Source organism: Erythrobacter donghaensis, from assembly GCF_002155425.1.
GTDB classification, from domain to species: Bacteria; Pseudomonadota; Alphaproteobacteria; order Sphingomonadales; family Sphingomonadaceae; genus Erythrobacter; species Erythrobacter donghaensis.
This window is the reverse complement of the sequence record NZ_MUYG01000009.1, coordinates 33,390-48,647: the sequence shown is the minus strand read 5'-3', so window position 1 is coordinate 48,647 and position 15,258 is coordinate 33,390. Positions and strand designations below refer to the sequence as shown.

General features: G+C 66.7%; 14 protein-coding genes and 1 tRNA gene. 10 read left to right on the top strand and 5 right to left on the bottom strand.

Annotation, left to right across the window (positions count from 1 at the left end; translation table 11 throughout):
* Positions 1-28 precede the first annotated feature (28 nt).
* Positions 29-487, top strand: a complete 459-nt coding sequence (locus BZF59_RS06465; protein WP_086607442.1) for a hypothetical protein — start codon at positions 29-31, stop codon at positions 485-487.
* A gap of 206 nt (positions 488-693) precedes the next feature.
* Positions 694-2,373, top strand: a complete 1,680-nt coding sequence (leuA, locus tag BZF59_RS06460) for a 2-isopropylmalate synthase (RefSeq protein WP_086607441.1) — start codon at positions 694-696, stop codon at positions 2,371-2,373.
* Here the strand turns inward: leuA and BZF59_RS06455 are convergent.
* Complete coding sequence (locus tag BZF59_RS06455; RefSeq protein WP_143738111.1) at positions 2,370-3,191, bottom strand: hypothetical protein; 822 nt, start codon at positions 3,189-3,191, stop codon at positions 2,370-2,372. The two genes, leuA and BZF59_RS06455, sit on opposite strands and share 4 nt — an antisense overlap.
* 49 nt (positions 3,192-3,240) lie before the next feature.
* Positions 3,241-3,789, bottom strand: a complete 549-nt coding sequence (locus BZF59_RS06450) for an SEL1-like repeat protein (RefSeq protein ID WP_086607439.1) — start codon at positions 3,787-3,789, stop codon at positions 3,241-3,243.
* 139 nt (positions 3,790-3,928) lie between these two features.
* Between BZF59_RS06450 and BZF59_RS06445 the strand changes: the two genes are divergently transcribed.
* The 3 genes from BZF59_RS06445 (at position 3,929) to BZF59_RS06435 (ending at position 7,021) form a co-directional block, all read left to right on the top strand.
* A complete protein-coding gene (locus BZF59_RS06445) occupies positions 3,929-4,714 on the top strand; it encodes a DUF2189 domain-containing protein (RefSeq protein ID WP_086607438.1) in 786 nt (261 codons plus the stop codon).
* A gap of 159 nt (positions 4,715-4,873) precedes the next feature.
* Complete coding sequence (locus tag BZF59_RS06440; protein WP_086607437.1) at positions 4,874-5,929, top strand: amidohydrolase family protein; 1,056 nt, start codon at positions 4,874-4,876, stop codon at positions 5,927-5,929.
* A gap of 87 nt (positions 5,930-6,016) precedes the next feature.
* Complete coding sequence (locus BZF59_RS06435; protein ID WP_086607436.1) at positions 6,017-7,021, top strand: NAD(P)H-dependent flavin oxidoreductase; 1,005 nt, start codon at positions 6,017-6,019, stop codon at positions 7,019-7,021.
* A 3-nt stretch (positions 7,022-7,024) separates the two neighbouring features.
* On the opposite strand, the gene BZF59_RS06430 is transcribed toward BZF59_RS06435, so the two are convergent.
* From BZF59_RS06430 to BZF59_RS06420, 3 genes are all read right to left on the bottom strand, one after another.
* On the bottom strand, positions 7,025-7,543 hold the full coding sequence (locus BZF59_RS06430) for an AHH domain-containing protein (RefSeq protein ID WP_086607435.1): 519 nt from the start codon (positions 7,541-7,543) through the stop codon (positions 7,025-7,027).
* Entirely contained in the window at positions 7,544-8,233 is a 690-nt protein-coding gene (locus BZF59_RS06425; protein WP_086607434.1) for a hypothetical protein, read from the bottom strand. It lies immediately after the preceding gene.
* Between the two features lie 241 nt (positions 8,234-8,474).
* The gene (locus BZF59_RS06420; RefSeq protein ID WP_086607433.1) at positions 8,475-8,972 is read right to left on the bottom strand and encodes a flavodoxin family protein; all 498 of its coding nucleotides are present in this window, start codon (positions 8,970-8,972) and stop codon (positions 8,475-8,477) included.
* Between the two features lie 84 nt (positions 8,973-9,056).
* On the opposite strand from BZF59_RS06420, the gene recJ reads away from it, so the two are divergent.
* From recJ to pstA, 5 genes are all read left to right on the top strand, one after another.
* Entirely contained in the window at positions 9,057-10,856 is a 1,800-nt protein-coding gene (gene recJ, locus BZF59_RS06415) for a single-stranded-DNA-specific exonuclease RecJ (RefSeq protein WP_086607432.1), read from the top strand.
* A 112-nt stretch (positions 10,857-10,968) separates the two neighbouring features.
* Positions 10,969-11,043, top strand: a tRNA-Glu gene (locus BZF59_RS06410).
* Between the two features lie 150 nt (positions 11,044-11,193).
* On the top strand, positions 11,194-12,447 hold the full coding sequence (locus BZF59_RS06405) for a sensor histidine kinase (protein WP_086607431.1): 1,254 nt from the start codon (positions 11,194-11,196) through the stop codon (positions 12,445-12,447).
* A 127-nt stretch (positions 12,448-12,574) separates the two neighbouring features.
* Complete coding sequence (gene pstC / locus BZF59_RS06400; protein ID WP_086607430.1) at positions 12,575-13,960, top strand: phosphate ABC transporter permease subunit PstC; 1,386 nt, start codon at positions 12,575-12,577, stop codon at positions 13,958-13,960.
* Complete coding sequence (gene pstA / locus BZF59_RS06395; protein ID WP_086607429.1) at positions 13,957-15,243, top strand: phosphate ABC transporter permease PstA; 1,287 nt, start codon at positions 13,957-13,959, stop codon at positions 15,241-15,243. The genes pstC and pstA overlap by 4 nt, the downstream gene beginning before the upstream one ends.
* The last annotated feature ends 15 nt before the right edge of the window (positions 15,244-15,258 follow it).

The following is a 15,258-nucleotide window of genomic DNA, read 5'->3' as shown; positions in this document are numbered from 1 at the left end:
GCCGCAACCTTCTTTCGGAGACTCGTTGATGATCCGCCCTGCCGGCCTTTGCCTCAGCCTCGCCGCGCTCATGCTCTCCGCTTGCGGCAGCGAACCTGCCCAGCCCGGCAATGATGCCGAGGAATTCGCCGCGCGGATCGGCGGCGCGCAGGCCACGCCCGCGCCGGGCGCAACGCCAGCGCCCGCCGCCACCGCCACGCCGCAAATCGCCCAGCAACTCCCCGGCGCGGCCCCTGGCCCCTTTGCGCGCGGCACGCTGACCGATCCGGCCTCGGCCACCTGCGGCGCGCCGCTGATGGGGCCCTTCATCGGCAAGCTCGCCGATCAGGCCACCCGAGCGGAGATCGCCAAGATGCTCGGGCGCACCGACAACCTGCGCTTCGTCGCTTTCGGCGCAGCGGGCAACGTCAATCCCGATCCCACCAACCCGCGCCTTTCGATCATGCTCGACGCGCAGAACATCATCCGCGACGCGCGTTGCGGGTGATCGCGCGGGCAATGGCGCCCATTCCCGGCTTGCGCCCCGCGCAATAATCGGCAATGAGGCTGGCCATGACGGGACACGGACTTTCGCTGCTGCTTCGACTTATGCGCCCTTGGGCGTAGGCGGCCGCGCGCGAACAGAAGCGCGGCACCGCTCCCAAGGGTGACCTGCCGCAGCCTTCCCTTCCTTCTCGCGACGAGCCTTCTTCCATGCCCATGCTCAAAGAGCCCTCCGCCAAATATCGCCCTTTCGGCCAGATCGATCTGCCGGGCCGCCAGTGGCCGTCGCGCCTGATCGAGAAAGCACCGCGCTGGCTTTCGACCGATCTGCGCGACGGCAACCAGTCGATCATCGACCCGATGGACGCAGTGAAGAAGCGCCGCTTTTTCGACCTGCTGGTCGAAGTCGGCCTCAAGGAAATCGAAGTCGGCTTCCCCAGCGCGGGCGCGACTGAGTTCGATTTCATCTCGGGATTGGTGAAATCCGACGCGATCCCCTATGACGTGATCGTGCAGGTGCTCACCCAAAGCCGCGAAGACCTGATCCGCACCAGCTTCGCCAGCCTCGAAGGCGCGCGGGCGGCGATCGTCCACCTCTACAACGCGGTCAGCCCCGCATGGCGCGACATCGTTTTCCGCATGAGCCGCGAGGAGGTGAAGGCCATCGCCGTCGCGGGCGCCAAGGTGATGCGCGACGAGGCGGCGCGCTATCCCGGCACCGAATGGCATTTCCAGTATTCGCCGGAAACCTTCTCCACCGCCGAACTCGACTTCAGCATCGAGGTTTGCGCGGCGGTGATGGAGGTGCTCGCCCCCACCCCCGAACGCCCCATCATCCTTAACCTCCCCGCCACGGTCGAAGCGGCGACGCCCAATATCTACGCCGACCAGATCGAGTATTTCTGCCGCCATCTGCCCAGCCGGACAAGCGCGGTGATCAGCCTCCACACCCACAACGACCGTGGCACCGGCGTTGCAGCGGCGGAACTGGGGTTGATGGCGGGTGCTGACCGGGTTGAAGGCTGCCTGTTCGGCAATGGCGAGCGCACCGGCAATTGCTGCCTCGTGACAATGGCGCTCAATCTCTACACGCAGGGCGTCGACCCGAAGCTCGATTTCTCCGACATCGACCGGGTGATCGAGACCGTCACCTATTGCAACGACCTGCCCGTCCACCAGCGCCACCCCTATGGCGGCGAACTGGTCTACACCGCTTTCTCCGGCAGCCACCAGGACGCGATCAAGAAGGGTTTCGAAGCGCGCGAGACGCAGAACGACGAGCAGTGGCGCGTCCCCTATCTGCCGATCGACCCGGCCGATCTCGGGCGTAGTTACGAGGCGGTGATCCGCGTCAATTCGCAGTCCGGCAAGGGCGGATTCGCCTGGGTGCTGGAGAAGGATCAGGGCCTGAAGCTGCCCAAGCGGATGCAGGCCGATTTCTCGCGCCACGTGCAGGCCATGGCCGACGAGTTGGGCCGCGAACTCAATGCCGCCGACATCTGGGATGCCTTCCGCAAGGCCTACCACGTCAAGACCCACCCCAAACACTTCCAGCTGGTGCGTTACGAGGAAAGCCGCGCGGCTGACGGCACCCGCATCTTCGCAGGCACCATCGCGGTCGACGGCACCGAACAGAGCGTGTCGGGCCGCGGCAATGGCCTTATCTCCAGCGTGATGGGCACGCTGCGCGAGGCGTTCGGGGTCGAGCTTGAGGTTGCCGACTACACCGAGCACGCGCTCGGCAGCGGCACCGATGCGCGTGCGGCGGCCTACCTCGAATGCCGCGCGAGCGACGGGCGCACGATCTGGGGCTGCGGGATCGACGAGGACATCGCCACGGCCTCGGTGCGCGCGGTGCTTTCAGCGGCGAACAGCGCGGTGGCGCGTTAGAAACCCTCGGCGCGCTGCCTCTCGCGCTTGGCCGCAGCCTTGCCATGCGCTGCGTCAATCGAGAGCAGCGTCGCCTTGAAGCTCAGCGGCGAGAAATAGAGCGGGCACTGCGCCATTTCCCCGTCGGTGCGCTTCCACGTCAACGCGATGGCCTGCTGCGGGTCGGCATTGGCCAGCGTCTCAAACAGGTCGCTGTCGACCCGCAGATGCGCATAGGCGGTGCTGAAGCAAGGTCTGGACGGATCGATCACCTCTCCGGAACAATATCCGATTTCCGACGATGCGGTTAGCGGTATCGAAAGGATCGAATCACCGCGCTTCAGATAGATTTCCGCCACGTCATTGCGGCGGGTGACGGTCGACCCGTTGCTGTAGTTGGTGTTGCTGACCACCATGAAATAATTCTTTGGCCCGTCCAGAGGCTGACCAATCTCGGCAAAGGTATGATCGTCTTCGTATCTGGAAATGCCGAGAATCTTCCTCGCATAGAGATTTTCCGAGGTGACCCGCGCCCCTGTCACCGGATTGCGCGGCTCGATCACGCTCGGGCTTTCGTAATTGATGTCCGAGCTGACGGCCTTGAGCGCCTTTTGCAGCGTCAATTTGGGGAAGCGCTTGGCGAAATTGGCCGGTGGCGCGCAGTCCGCATAGCGCGGATGATCAGGATCGCGCAGACTGGGGTCCAGTTCCGGGCTGGCCGGCGCTGCCGAGGCAGACCCAAACGACAAGATCGACGCGGCGACAACCGCCGCTGTAATGGCTTTCATCGGTCGCGACCCTTCTGAATTGCACTGATATGTCAGCGCTATGCCATGCACGAGGCATCGAGCGGCCGCAAGAGGTGGTCGGCTTTGGAACGCAGTACCATCAGTCGGCGAGGGCCTTCAGCCGGTCGCGCGCCTCGGGCAGGCCAACAGCGATGACGAAACCCGGAAGGCGTGGCCGGTTGAGGCCCGCCTCGATCGGCGTCCCGGCGTGCCCGACTTCGCCGAAAGACAGCGGACTCGGGTCGCGGCCCGGCACCAGCACCGGCCGCCCCCGGGTCAAGTCACGCGCAGCCATGCGGTAATATTTGCGCGCCTTTGCGCTGTCTTGCTCCAGTCCGCGCCCTTCCTCGTAGCGCTTTCCGAGTTCGAGCTGAGCCTGCTTGTTGGCGGAATTGCGCGCCATGCTTGCCAGCAGCGGCAGCGGTATCGCCTCGCAGGGAATGGTCGTCGGCGTTTCGGAAACCGGGTGGAGCCACGGGCACACCCCGGTGCCCAGCATGCCCTGCTCCATGACGGCGGCCAGCACGGCCAACTCCTCATCACTCACGGCCCGATCGAGCGTCCCGGCGACAGCCGGAAGAGGCGCGGCCAACGCCGCGAAAAGGCTACCGGCGGTCATCGCGGCGAACGACTTCGACAGAACAGGCACACCCACTTTGCCCCCCCACCCAATTGATGTCGTTACAAACAATGTCGCATGCAAGCTTTCCCGCAGATGAACAGAGGACATCCGCTTGCGCCGCGAGAGATTTGCGCGCAACCTGCTGGGCAAGAGGGAAACGTCCGGCATGACCCAATCGCAGAATTTCCCTGGCACATCGCCCGCGACCGCGACACCGCAGGTTGTGAGCGATCTCGTGCTTGCCGACCTCGCCGCCGCGCTTAGCACAGGCTGGCAGGATTTCCGCGCCATGCCCCGCTTCGGGCTGTTCTTCGGCGGGGTCTATGTGATTGCGGGGCTCGCGATTGGGTGGCTCACCGTCTCGGGTGGCAATCTTACCTGGCTGATCCCGGCAATCGCGGGCTTCCCGTTAGTCGCGCCCTTCATCGCCGTCGGGCTCTACGAAGCGAGCCGCCGCCGCGCCGCGGGTGAGCCGCTGGGCTGGCGCGCGGTGCTCAGCGCATTGAAGGGGCATGGCGACGACCAGATCCTGTCGATGGGTGTGATCGTCTTCGTCGCCTTTTCGTTCTGGATGATCGTCGCCCACGCGATCTTTGCCGTGTTCGTCGGCGAGAGCGGAATGGGACGAGACCCGCTCGCCGCGCTAACGACCCCGCAGGGCCTTGCGATGCTGACGGTCGGCAGCGCGGTGGGCGGCGCGATGGCCTTCGCTTTCTACGCCATAACCGTCATCAGCCTGCCGCTGCTGGTCGACCGCCAGCACGATTTCCTCACCGCGATCATCGCCAGCCTCAAGGTGGTGCGACGCAATTTCGCGGTGATGCTGACATGGGCCGCGATCATCGCTGCGCTGCTGTTCGTGGCGATGCTGCCGGGCTTCCTCGGGTTGCTGGTGGCCCTGCCGGTGCTGGGCCACGCGACCTGGCACCTCTATGTGCGGGCGGTGGACTGACCGCGTTTTCGAAGGGCGTGCAATCCAACAATTATGAGGCATGACGCCGCCTTGGTCACCCGTTAGGTCTGGATGCGAACAAGCGGCGCGGGAGGCCGGACATTCTGTCTCTGGACAGGGTCTCGTGTGTCTCCAAAACGCGTCCGAGGGGAGAGAAACATGAACAACGCCGCCGCGCCCGAGCCGATTATCGAGCCCGATCTGCCGATCATCGATCCGCACCACCACCTGTGGGATCTGCGGCCCTTGCTCGCGGCGTTTCCGGAGCCGCGCCACCCCTTCATCGAATCGCTGGTCGATGCGGCCTACTACACCTTCGACCAGTTCCGTGCCGACGCGACGAGCGGCCACCGGATCATCGCCTCGGTCTTTGTCGAATGCGGCGCGTTCTACAACGGGACGCTGGGTGAGGCGCTCAAGCCTGTTGGCGAGGTGGAATTCGTGAACGGCGTCGCGGCGCAGGGGGCGAGCGGGATTTACGGGCTTTTCCGTCCCTGTGCGGGGATCGTCGGTCATGCCGACCTGTCGCTGGGCGCCGAGGCTGGTGCGGTGCTGGATGCACTCGCCGCTGCCTCGCCCCGGTTTCGCGGGATCCGGCATCAGGGCGCGCGGCTCACCGACGGCGAGGCCTATCCGCCCGCGCTGATGGCGCCCGAGGGCCTGTTCGCCAGCAGCGCCTTTCGCGCCGGGTTTGCCGAACTGGGCAAGCGCGGCATGACCTTCGATGCCTGGGTGTTCGAGCCGCAGCTTCACGAGATCATCGACCTCGCGCGCGCCTTCCCCGATCAGCCGATCTGCCTCGACCATTGTGGCGGGCCGCTTGGGCTCGGCAGTTATCATGGCACGCACACCGAACGCTTCGAGGGCTGGCGCAGTGCCATCCGAACGCTGGCCGAATGCCCCAATGTGGTGGTGAAGCTGGGCGGGCTCGGCATGGCGCAGGTGCAGCTGCCTGCGTCCGGGCCCGCCGCCGGGGTCGGCTCGGAGGAGCTGGCCACCCTGTGGCGGCCCTATATCGAAACCTGCATCGAGGCCTTCGGTCCATCGCGCGCGATGTTCGAGAGCAACTACCCGCCCGATCGCTGGGGTGCGAGTTACCCTGCGCTGTGGAACGCCTTCAAGCGCCTCGCCCGCGGCGCCAGCGCCGATGAGAAGGCAGCGCTGTTCAGCGGCACGGCGGCGCGGTTCTACGGGCTGGAGGATGTGCTGGCCTGACGGAGCAGCACCATCAAAATCGCGCTTGGCACACGGGGAACCGCCGCTAGAGACACGGGTTGAGACAAGAGTTTTGAGGAGAAACCGATGCCCCTTCCCGCCCCGTTCGATCGCCTGCGACTGCCGCTGATCGGATCGCCGCTGTTCATCGTCTCGGGCCCGGAGCTTGTGATCGCGCAGTGCAAGGCGGGGATCATCGGCAGCTTCCCGGCGCTGAATGCGAGGCCACAGTCGCAGCTCGATGAATGGCTGCACCAGATCACCGAGGAACTGGCCGCGCACAACCGCGCGCATCCCGATCGCCCCGCGGCGCCCTTCGCGGTCAATCAGATCGTCCACAAGACCAACGACCGCGTCGATGCCGACATGGCGACTTGCGAGAAGTGGCAGGTGCCGATGGTGATCACCTCGCTCGGCGCGCGCGAAGACATCTACACCGCAGTGCGCAACTGGGGCGGCGTGACGATGCACGACGTCATCAACAACCGCTTTGCGAGGAAGGCGATCGAGAAGGGCGCGACCGGGCTGATTCCGGTCGCCGCCGGAGCGGGCGGGCATGCCGGGGCGCTCTCGCCCTTCGCGCTGATGCAGGAAATCCGCGAGTGGTTCGATGGCCTCGTCGCGCTCTCAGGCGCAGTCGGGCATGGGGCGACGATCCTGGCGGCGCAGGCCCTGCGCGCCGACTTCGCCTATGCGGGCAGCGCCTTCATCGCCACCAAGGAAGCGAACGCTGCCGATGGCTACAAGAACGGCATCGTCGAGGGCTCCTCGGAGGGGATCGTCTACACCAACCTCTTCACCGGCGTGCACGGCAACTACCTGCGCTCCTCGATCGAGGCGGCGGGGATGGACCCGGACAACCTGCCCGAAAGCGATCCGAGCAAGATGAACTTCGGCAGCGGCGGCAACACCAAGGCCAAGGCGTGGAAGGACATCTGGGGCTCAGGTCAGGGGATCGGGCCGATCAAGGAAGTCGGCACGGTAGAAGACCTCGTCGCCCGGTTCGAGCGCGAGTACCACGCCGCCAAGGCACAGCTTGTCGCCAATTCGGGCTACACATCTTGGGCGGCGATGGCCGAGGCGGCCGAGTAAGGCCTAATCGGCGGCCCACAGCTGCTCGGCCATCGCGTCGAGCTCGCTGAAGTCGAAGCCGGTGCCGACCGGGTCCCTGCGATTGAGCAGCACCCGGCGGCGCTGGGCCAGCAATTGTCGTCGCAGCGCGCCTTGCAACAGATGGAGCCGTAGCAGCGCCTCGGCGAGCGCGGCCTCCTCGTCGATCAGGTGCGAGACCGCCCAGCGCCGCTCGATCCGGCCGACACGGGCGATCACCACTTCGTTGTAGCGGCGATGCGGCCCGCGGTGGAGCGGCATCCCGGTACGGATCGTGGCCTGCTCTGTTGCGGGCAGGAGCAACCCGTTGCGGCGGAAGTCGTCGAACCCCACCCGCACACGGCCCACAGCGGCGAACATCGCGCCGAAGCAGCGCTCAGACAGTAGCTGACACGGCAGCAGGTGATGGCGCTGGAGAGCGGGATCGTAGCCGGGCAGGCTCCGCTGGTTGACCGAGCGGAAGGCAATGATCGTCAGAGGCTTAGCGTGACCCCAGGCGCGCATCTATTCGCGCCACACCCCGATCATCGCCTGTCCCTGCGCCGGACGAAGCACCAGCGGGGTGCCGTCGGGCGCAGTGATCCGCTCGTCCGCGTCGAGCCCGCCGGCGAGCACCAGATGATTGACGATCCGCACCCCAAGCCGCGTTGCCCCCACCCGATCGGCACTGAGCGGCGGTTCGATCCGCAGCTCCTGCCCGATCCAGAAAGATAGCCCCATGCTCTGCAGCGCTCCGTCGGGCGTCTCGATAAAGGCGGTGAGCCCCAGCGCCGGGAACGGCCCGCCCGCCAGCCAGGCGCTGGTGACCGATTCGAAAAAGCGCCGCCCGATCGCGCTGCCCGCAGGGCCCCAGCCCACTGCCAGCAGATCGTCGAAATGGCGCACCAGATCGCAGGCCAGCGCCAGCATCGCGCGGCTGACCGGCAGGCTGTTGCCGCCCGCCGCCAGGTGCGGACCGCAGCGCAGCAACATCGCCTCGTGCGTGTCGGGAGCGGGCATGGAAGCCAGATCGAAGCGGTGCGCGATTGCGGGGAAGGGACTCGCCGGACCCGGAGCAAAGCCGCTCAGGTCGAAGGTGAGGCCATCACGCAGCAGCTCGAGCCAGTGCTGCTGACCAGCCCACGGCGCTTCGCTTTGCGCCGCATCCTCGCATTGCGCGGCATCATCGGAAAAAGGATCATGGCTGATGGCCACCTCATGCTGAAGGACGGCAAAGGACCGGATCGCAAAGCGATCGGGCCGCTTGCCACGGGCAAACAGCAGGTGCAGCTCGGCATCATCAGCGCGCTGCGACTTTATAATTTTTCAGGCCCCCCTCGTAACGCGCCCGATGCCGGTGGCCGAAGCCGGTGGATTATCAGCGATATCGTTTGCAGCTTTTGCCAGCGAACGTCGAGTCCCCAATGGCCGGACCAGTCCCAATTTGGAGCAATCTCTAGAACACCCCGAGCCGCAGGCCTTCGGCGAGCGCCGCGCCGATTTCATGGCAGAGTTTCAGCGCCTTGGGCGGCACCTGCTTGGGTGCGGCGATCACTTCGGGGGTTTGCGCGGCGAGGTTCACGATCAGTGGATCCGCAACCCGGCGCAGGCGCCATCCTGTGACGATCCGGTCGATCTGGCGCTGCGCCCCCTCCCCGTCCGACCCGGCGGCGATCAGCGTCGCATAAGGGCGGCCCTCGATCTGTCCGAGGCAGGGATAGTAGGCGCGGTCGAACATCTCCTTCATCATCCCGCTCATGCTGCCGAGGTTTTCGGGACAGGCGAAGATATAGCCCGAGGCCGCGCGCAGCATGGCGGGGCTCGCCTCCCCTGCCCCGACCAGCCACGCCGCCGCCCCCGCACCCTCGGCTGCCGCGCGCGCCATGGCAGCGCTGGCACCGGTGCGGCTGTGCCAGACGATCAACAGGCGGGGTTCGGGTTCGGCCTCGGTCATGCCCGCGAGGCTGGCCCGCGCGCCTGTCGATTGTCAACCGCGCCCACCTGTCAGCCACGCCGCGATTGCGCTAGGACGATACGCATGGCCACCATTCCCCTTTCCCCGCCCGGGTTTGCGCCGGTCCTTGGCGTTGCCGTCTCGCTGTCGGGCAAGGCATGGCGCTGGCGCGGCGGCAATATGGAACTGGGCGAGGATGTGCAGGGCCTCACCCATTCGATCCTCGATCAACTGCTGCTGACCCGCGGCGTCGCCGAGGACGATCTCGCGCGCCACGCCCAGCCCACTTTGCGCGCCTTCCTGCCCGACCCCTCGACCTTCCGCGACATGGACACCGCCGCCGATCGGCTCGCCCGGGCGGTGATGCAGGGCGAGCGGGTGACGATCTATGGCGACTACGATGTCGACGGTGCGACCAGTGCGGCGCTGCTGGTCGAACTGCTGCGCCAGCTGGGGCTGGAGGCGGGCTATTACATCCCCGACCGGCTGCTCGAAGGCTATGGCCCCTCGGGCGAGGCGCTGGTGAAGCTGGCCGAGGCCGGATCGCAGCTGATCGTCACGGTCGATTGCGGTGCGATGGCGCATGAGGCGCTCGGCATGGCGCGCGATGTCGGGGTCGACGTGATCGTAGTCGACCATCACAAGTGCTCGCCCGACCTTCCCCCGGCGCACGCGCTGGTCAATCCCAACCGCCTCGACGAGAGTGACCTAGGTGCGGCGCACGGGCATCTGGCCGCGGTGGGCGTCGCCTTCCTGCTCGGCGTCGCGCTGGTGCGCACGCTGCGCGCGAAAGGCTGGTTTGCCGATGGTCGCCGCGAGCCGGAGCTGATCGGCCTGCTCGATCTGGTGGCCCTGGGCACGGTGGCCGATGTCGCCGCGCTCCACGGCCTCAACCGCGCCTTCGTGGCGCAGGGGCTGAAGGTGCTCGCCCGCCGCGAACGGATCGGCATGGCGGCGCTGATGGACGCAAGCCGCCTCGCCCGCGCGCCCCAGTGCAGCGACCTCGGCTTCGCGCTCGGCCCGCGGATCAATGCGGGCGGACGGATCGGCGAATCGACTCTGGGCGTGCGGTTGCTGACCACCACCGATCCCGAGGAAGCGCGCGAAATCGCCGCCCAGCTCTCGCAATTGAACGAAGAGCGCCGTGCGATCGAGGCGATGGTGCAGGAGGCTGCCGAGGCGCAGTTGGCCGGTCAGCACAACATGGCGGTGCAGGTCCTCTCCGGGCACGGCTGGCACCCCGGCGTGATCGGGATTGTGGCGGGGCGGATCAAGGAGAAGACCGGCAAGCCCGCCGTGGTGATCGCTCTGGACGAGACGCAGGGCAAAGGCTCTGGACGGTCGATCAGCGGAGTCGATCTGGGCGCAGCAATTATCGCCGCGCGTGAGGCCGGGTTGCTGGTCGCAGGCGGCGGGCACGCGATGGCGGCCGGGCTCACGATCGATCCGGCGCGAATGGCGGATTTCGCCGAGTTCCTCGACACCCGCCTTGCCCGCGATGTCGAGCGCGCGCGTTCCGGGGCGGCGATGCTGCTCGATCTTGCGCTCGCCCCCGGCGGGCTGACGCCTGAACTGATCGAGACTCTCGATGCTGCTGGGCCCTACGGCGTCGGCTGGCCTGCCCCGCGCATCGCGGTCGGTCCGGTGCGGATCGTCAAGGCGGACATCGTCGGCAAGGATCACGTCCGGCTGATCGCCAGCGGCAATGATGGCAAGAGCTTCAAGGCGATCGCCTTTCGCGCGGCGGAGAGCGAGATGGGCCAGACCCTGCTCCACCGCCCTCAGGGCCGCCGCTTCCACCTCGCCGGCCGCGCCAAGATCGATGACTGGGGCAGCCGTCCGGCCGCCGAGCTGCAAGTGGAAGATGCCGCCTTCGCCGATTGAGCGCGCGCGCCCGCGGGAACGGTGGCTCGGCAAATTTTTAGCGGCTCCGCGCGCAAACGAGGCTTGACCGTCCCGAAACACCCCCCTAAAGGCGCGCTCTCGCAATCGCGACGGCCCCTTCGTCTAGCGGTTAGGACGCGGCCCTTTCACGGCTGAAACACGGGTTCGATTCCCGTAGGGGTCACCATCTTCACGGGTGGTTGAACAGGGCGGCAGGCTTCGGTCTGGCCGCCCTTTTTCTTTGCGCCGGGTCGGGGCGCGTGTGCGGGCGCGGTTTTTCACGACAAGCGGGCGCTCGCGCTTTCCACGCTCGCGGCTTGGTTGTAAGGCCGCGCGCATGGGCAGCAGCCAGACCATCCCCATCGCCGGCATCAGCCTTGCGGCGGTGACCTTTGCGGCGCTGCTTTTGCTCGGCATCGATGTGGTGATTGCGCTGGCGGTGCTGACGGTGTGGGTCGGATCGCTGCTGGTCGCCGCGGGCCGTCCGCCCGATCCGCCCAAGGCCAAGACCCGGCAGCGCCTGACGATCGAATCGATCAGCGACCTGATCGAAAATTCCTCGATCCCGCTGGTCATAACCGATCGCAACACCATCGCGCTGGCCAACAACGCCGCGCGGCGGATGCTGGGGCCGCATGTGATCGGACAGGACACGCGCGTCGCGCTGCGCAATCCCGAGGCGATCTCGCTGCTCGGCGACAACGCGCAGAACGAAGCGATCGTGCGCGGGTTGGTGCGGCGCGGGGATATCTGGCAGATCAACCGCCAGACCATCGATGACCGGCTGGCGATGCTTGAATTCATCAATCAGACCGCCGAGGCCGACATCAGCCGCGCGCACACCGATTTCGTCGCCAATGCCAGCCACGAACTGCGCACGCCGCTCGCCGCGATCTTGGGCTATGTCGAGACCTTGCAGGAGGGCGACGGGTCGCTCGACGCGCCGACGGCGCGCAAGTTCCTCGGCATCATCGAGCGCGAGGCACAGCGGCTCCACGCACTGGTCAGCGACCTCATGAGCCTCAGCCGGGTCGAGGCCGAAAAGCACGATCTGCCGACCACCCGCATCGACCTCGCCGCTCTGGTCGAACGGGCCGCGCGCGATGCGGCGGGATCGAACCGGATCGAGCGGCTGGTGCTCGACATCGCGGCAGAGCCGGTGGTGCTGGGTGATGTCCAGCAGTTGGAACAGGTGGTGCGCAACCTTGTCGACAATGCGCTCAAATATGGCGCGGCGGATGCGCCGGTGACGGTGGAGCTCAATCTGGCCCAGGGCGATCTGGCGCGGATCGCCGTGCAGGATCAGGGCGAAGGGATCGCGCCCGAGCAGATCCCGCATCTCACCCGGCGCTTCTATCGCACCGATCCGGGCCGCAGCCGCGCCTCGGGCGGGACGGGGCTGGGCCTTGCCATCGTCAAGCATATTGTGGAACGCCACCGCGGTCGGCTCGACATCACCAGCACACTCGGCAAAGGCACCCGCGTAGTGGTGCGACTGCCGCTGGCCGAGCCTGAACCGGAGGCCGCCGGGAGCGCGCCAGACACCGATCAGGAGACCCCTCGGGAGCCGGAAACCGAACAACTGTCATAAACCTGTCTTATTTGTTCAACATGGGCCCGTCATGGCGATGATGCCCAACTCCGCGGCCCACGCCGTCCATCCTTGCTCGGCCTGATACATCAAACGCACCTCTTGCAGGAATTACAGGTCTGAATTCATGTCTCCGATCACGCTGATCCTGATTGCCCTCGGCCTTGGCCTTGTCGGCTGGCTGGCGGGCCGCGCCAAGGCGTGGAGCTTCCAGTCGGGCGCCGCGGCGCAGCGCACCGCCTCGCGCCCGGTCTATCATGCCTGGTATGTGGCGCTGTGGGTGGTGATCCCGGTGCTGGTCTTCGTGATCGCCTGGTCGATCATCGCGCCGCAACTGGTACTGCAATCGGTGCTCGCCTCCCCCGCCGCGGAGGCCCTGCCCGCCTTCGGGTTCGAGCGGGACGCCTTCATCGGCGAGGCCCGCGCTGTAGCGCTCGGGCAGGCACCCGGCGTGTTCAATGACGAGGCCGAGGCGCTGATCGGGCCCTTCCGCGACGCCTTTGGCCGCTACAACACCATCGGACTGATCGTTACGGTGCTGATCGCGCTGGCAGGGGGCGCGCTTGCCTTCCTGCGCCTGCGCCCACAATTCGGCGCGCGCACCAAGGTCGAGCGCACGGTGATGATGATCCTGCTGCTGGCCTCGCTGGTGGCGATCCTGACCACGATGGGCATCTTCGCCAGCCTCGTTTTCGAGACTGTCCGCTTCTTTGGCATGGTCTCGCCGATCGACTTCCTGTTCGGCACCAAGTGGGGGCCGGACACCATGGCCAGCCCCGATGCGATCGACCCGAGTCGCTACGGCGCGGTACCGCTGTTCTGGGGGACGATCTTCATCGGCGCGATCATCGCCATGATCGTGGCGATCCCGCTGGGGCTGATGAGCGCGATCTACCTCACCCAATATGCCGACCCGCGCGTGCGCACCTGGATCAAGCCGCTGCTGGAATTGCTCGCGGGCGTGCCGACCGTGGTCTATGGCTATTTCGCCGCGCTCACGCTCGCCCCGATGATCCGCGATGCGGCGGTGGCGATCGGCATCACCAGCGCCTCGACCGAGAGCGCGCTGGCCGCCGGGATCGTGATGGGGGTGATGATCATTCCCTTCGTCTCTTCGATGGCGGACGATTCGATGGCTGCGGTGCCGGGCGCGATGCGCGACGGCAGTCTGGCGATGGGCGCGACCAAGTCGGAAACGATCCGCCGCGTGTTGTTCCCCGCCGCGCTGCCGGGCATTGTCGCCGGGATAATGCTCGCGGTCAGCCGCGCGATCGGCGAGACGATGATCGTGGTCATGGCCGCTTCGCCCGCCGCCAACCTTACCGCCAATCCGCTCGAGCCGATGTCGACCGTGACCGTGCAGATCGTGAAGCTGCTGACTGGTGAGCAGAGCACCGATCACCCGGCCACGCTGAGCGCCTATGCGCTGGGCTTCGTGTTGTTCATGGTGACGCTGGCGCTGAACTTCATCGCCCTGCGCGTCGTCAAGCGTTTCCGTGAGGCTTACGAATGAGCACCTCTGCCCTGCCCCTTGCCGATGCCGCTGCGCCCGAATCGCTCGGCCCCACGCGCACGCCAGCCTTCGAGGCGCGGCTCGCCAAGCGTTACCGGGCGGAGCGCAATTTCCGCCGCGTCGGGCTCGGCGCGGTGGTGTTTTCGGTCGCGGTGCTGGTGTTCCTGCTCGGCACCATGCTGATGAACGGGATCGCCGGCTTTCAGCGCGCCGAACTGGCGGTGACCATCGACTTCCCCGCCAGCGGCCTCACCGGCGATGCCACCACGCTGACCGCGCCGAGCGCGATGCAAACGCTGGAGATCCAGGGCCTGCCCGCCACCGTCACCCGCTTCGCCGAAGAACAGCTTGGCGAAGAAGCCGCGCGCGAGATCGCACCCGACGCCTGGCGCGATGTGGTGGCCGCTCTTGCCGACGATCCGGTGCTCATCACCGGCAGCCACACCTTCAACCTCCCGGCCTCCTCAGCGCTCGCAGCGGGCCTTCAAGGCGAAGGCGCACCGGAAATGCAGGCGCTGGCGCAGCGGTTGGCTGACGATGGCAAGCTGGCGCGCAACTGGGACTGGGGCTTCCTCAGCCGGTCTGACGCAACAACGCCGCAATCGGTCGGCATCTGGGGGGCGCTCAAGGGTTCGATGCTGACCATGCTGGTGACGCTGGTGCTGGCCTTCCCGATCGGCGTGCTATCGGCACTCTATCTGGAGGAATATGCGCCGCGCAATCGCTGGACCGACCTGATCGAGGTTTCGATCAGCAACCTCGCCGCGGTGCCTTCGATCATTTTCGGCCTGCTGGGCCTCGCCATCTTCCTCGCGCTGTTTCCGGGCCTGCGGTCGGCCCCGCTGATCGGGGGGATGACGCTGGCGCTGATGACCATGCCGGTGATCGTCATTTCGGGGCGCAACGCGATCAAGGCGGTGCCGCCCTCGATCCGCGACGGCGCGCTGGCGATCGGCGCCTCGCCGGTGCAGGTGGTGTTCCACCACGTCCTGCCGCTCGCGCTGCCGGGGATGCTCACCGGCACCATCATCGGCATGGCCCGCGCGCTGGGCGAAACGGCGCCGCTGCTGCTGATCGGGATGCGCATCTTCGTCGCCACCCCGCCCGAAGGCTTCACTTCGCCCGCCACGGTGCTGCCGATGCAGATCTTCCTGTGGTCGGACGAAATCGACCGCGGCTTTGTGGAACGCACCAGCGCGGCTATCATCGTGCTGCTGGCGTTCCTGCTGACCATGAACGGTCTCGCCATTTACCTCCGCAACAAGTTCGAGAAACGCTGGTGACTGTGATCCATCCCA

Bases quoted from the DNA above. Each gene is read 5' to 3' on its own strand.
- BZF59_RS06465 (WP_086607442.1), top strand. From the start codon at position 29: ATGATCCGCCCTGCCGGCCTTTGCCTCAGCCTCGCCGCGCTCATGCTC.
- leuA (WP_086607441.1), top strand. From the start codon at position 694: ATGCCCATGCTCAAAGAGCCCTCCGCCAAATATCGCCCTTTCGGCCAG.
- BZF59_RS06445 (WP_086607438.1), top strand. From the start codon at position 3,929: ATGACCCAATCGCAGAATTTCCCTGGCACATCGCCCGCGACCGCGACA.
- BZF59_RS06440 (WP_086607437.1), top strand. From the start codon at position 4,874: ATGAACAACGCCGCCGCGCCCGAGCCGATTATCGAGCCCGATCTGCCG.
- BZF59_RS06435 (WP_086607436.1), top strand. From the start codon at position 6,017: ATGCCCCTTCCCGCCCCGTTCGATCGCCTGCGACTGCCGCTGATCGGA.
- BZF59_RS06430 (WP_086607435.1), bottom strand. From the start codon at position 7,543: ATGCGCGCCTGGGGTCACGCTAAGCCTCTGACGATCATTGCCTTCCGC.
- BZF59_RS06420 (WP_086607433.1), bottom strand. From the start codon at position 8,972: ATGACCGAGGCCGAACCCGAACCCCGCCTGTTGATCGTCTGGCACAGC.
- recJ (WP_086607432.1), top strand. From the start codon at position 9,057: ATGGCCACCATTCCCCTTTCCCCGCCCGGGTTTGCGCCGGTCCTTGGC.
- BZF59_RS06405 (WP_086607431.1), top strand. From the start codon at position 11,194: ATGGGCAGCAGCCAGACCATCCCCATCGCCGGCATCAGCCTTGCGGCG.
- pstC (WP_086607430.1), top strand. From the start codon at position 12,575: ATGTCTCCGATCACGCTGATCCTGATTGCCCTCGGCCTTGGCCTTGTC.
- pstA (WP_086607429.1), top strand. From the start codon at position 13,957: ATGAGCACCTCTGCCCTGCCCCTTGCCGATGCCGCTGCGCCCGAATCG.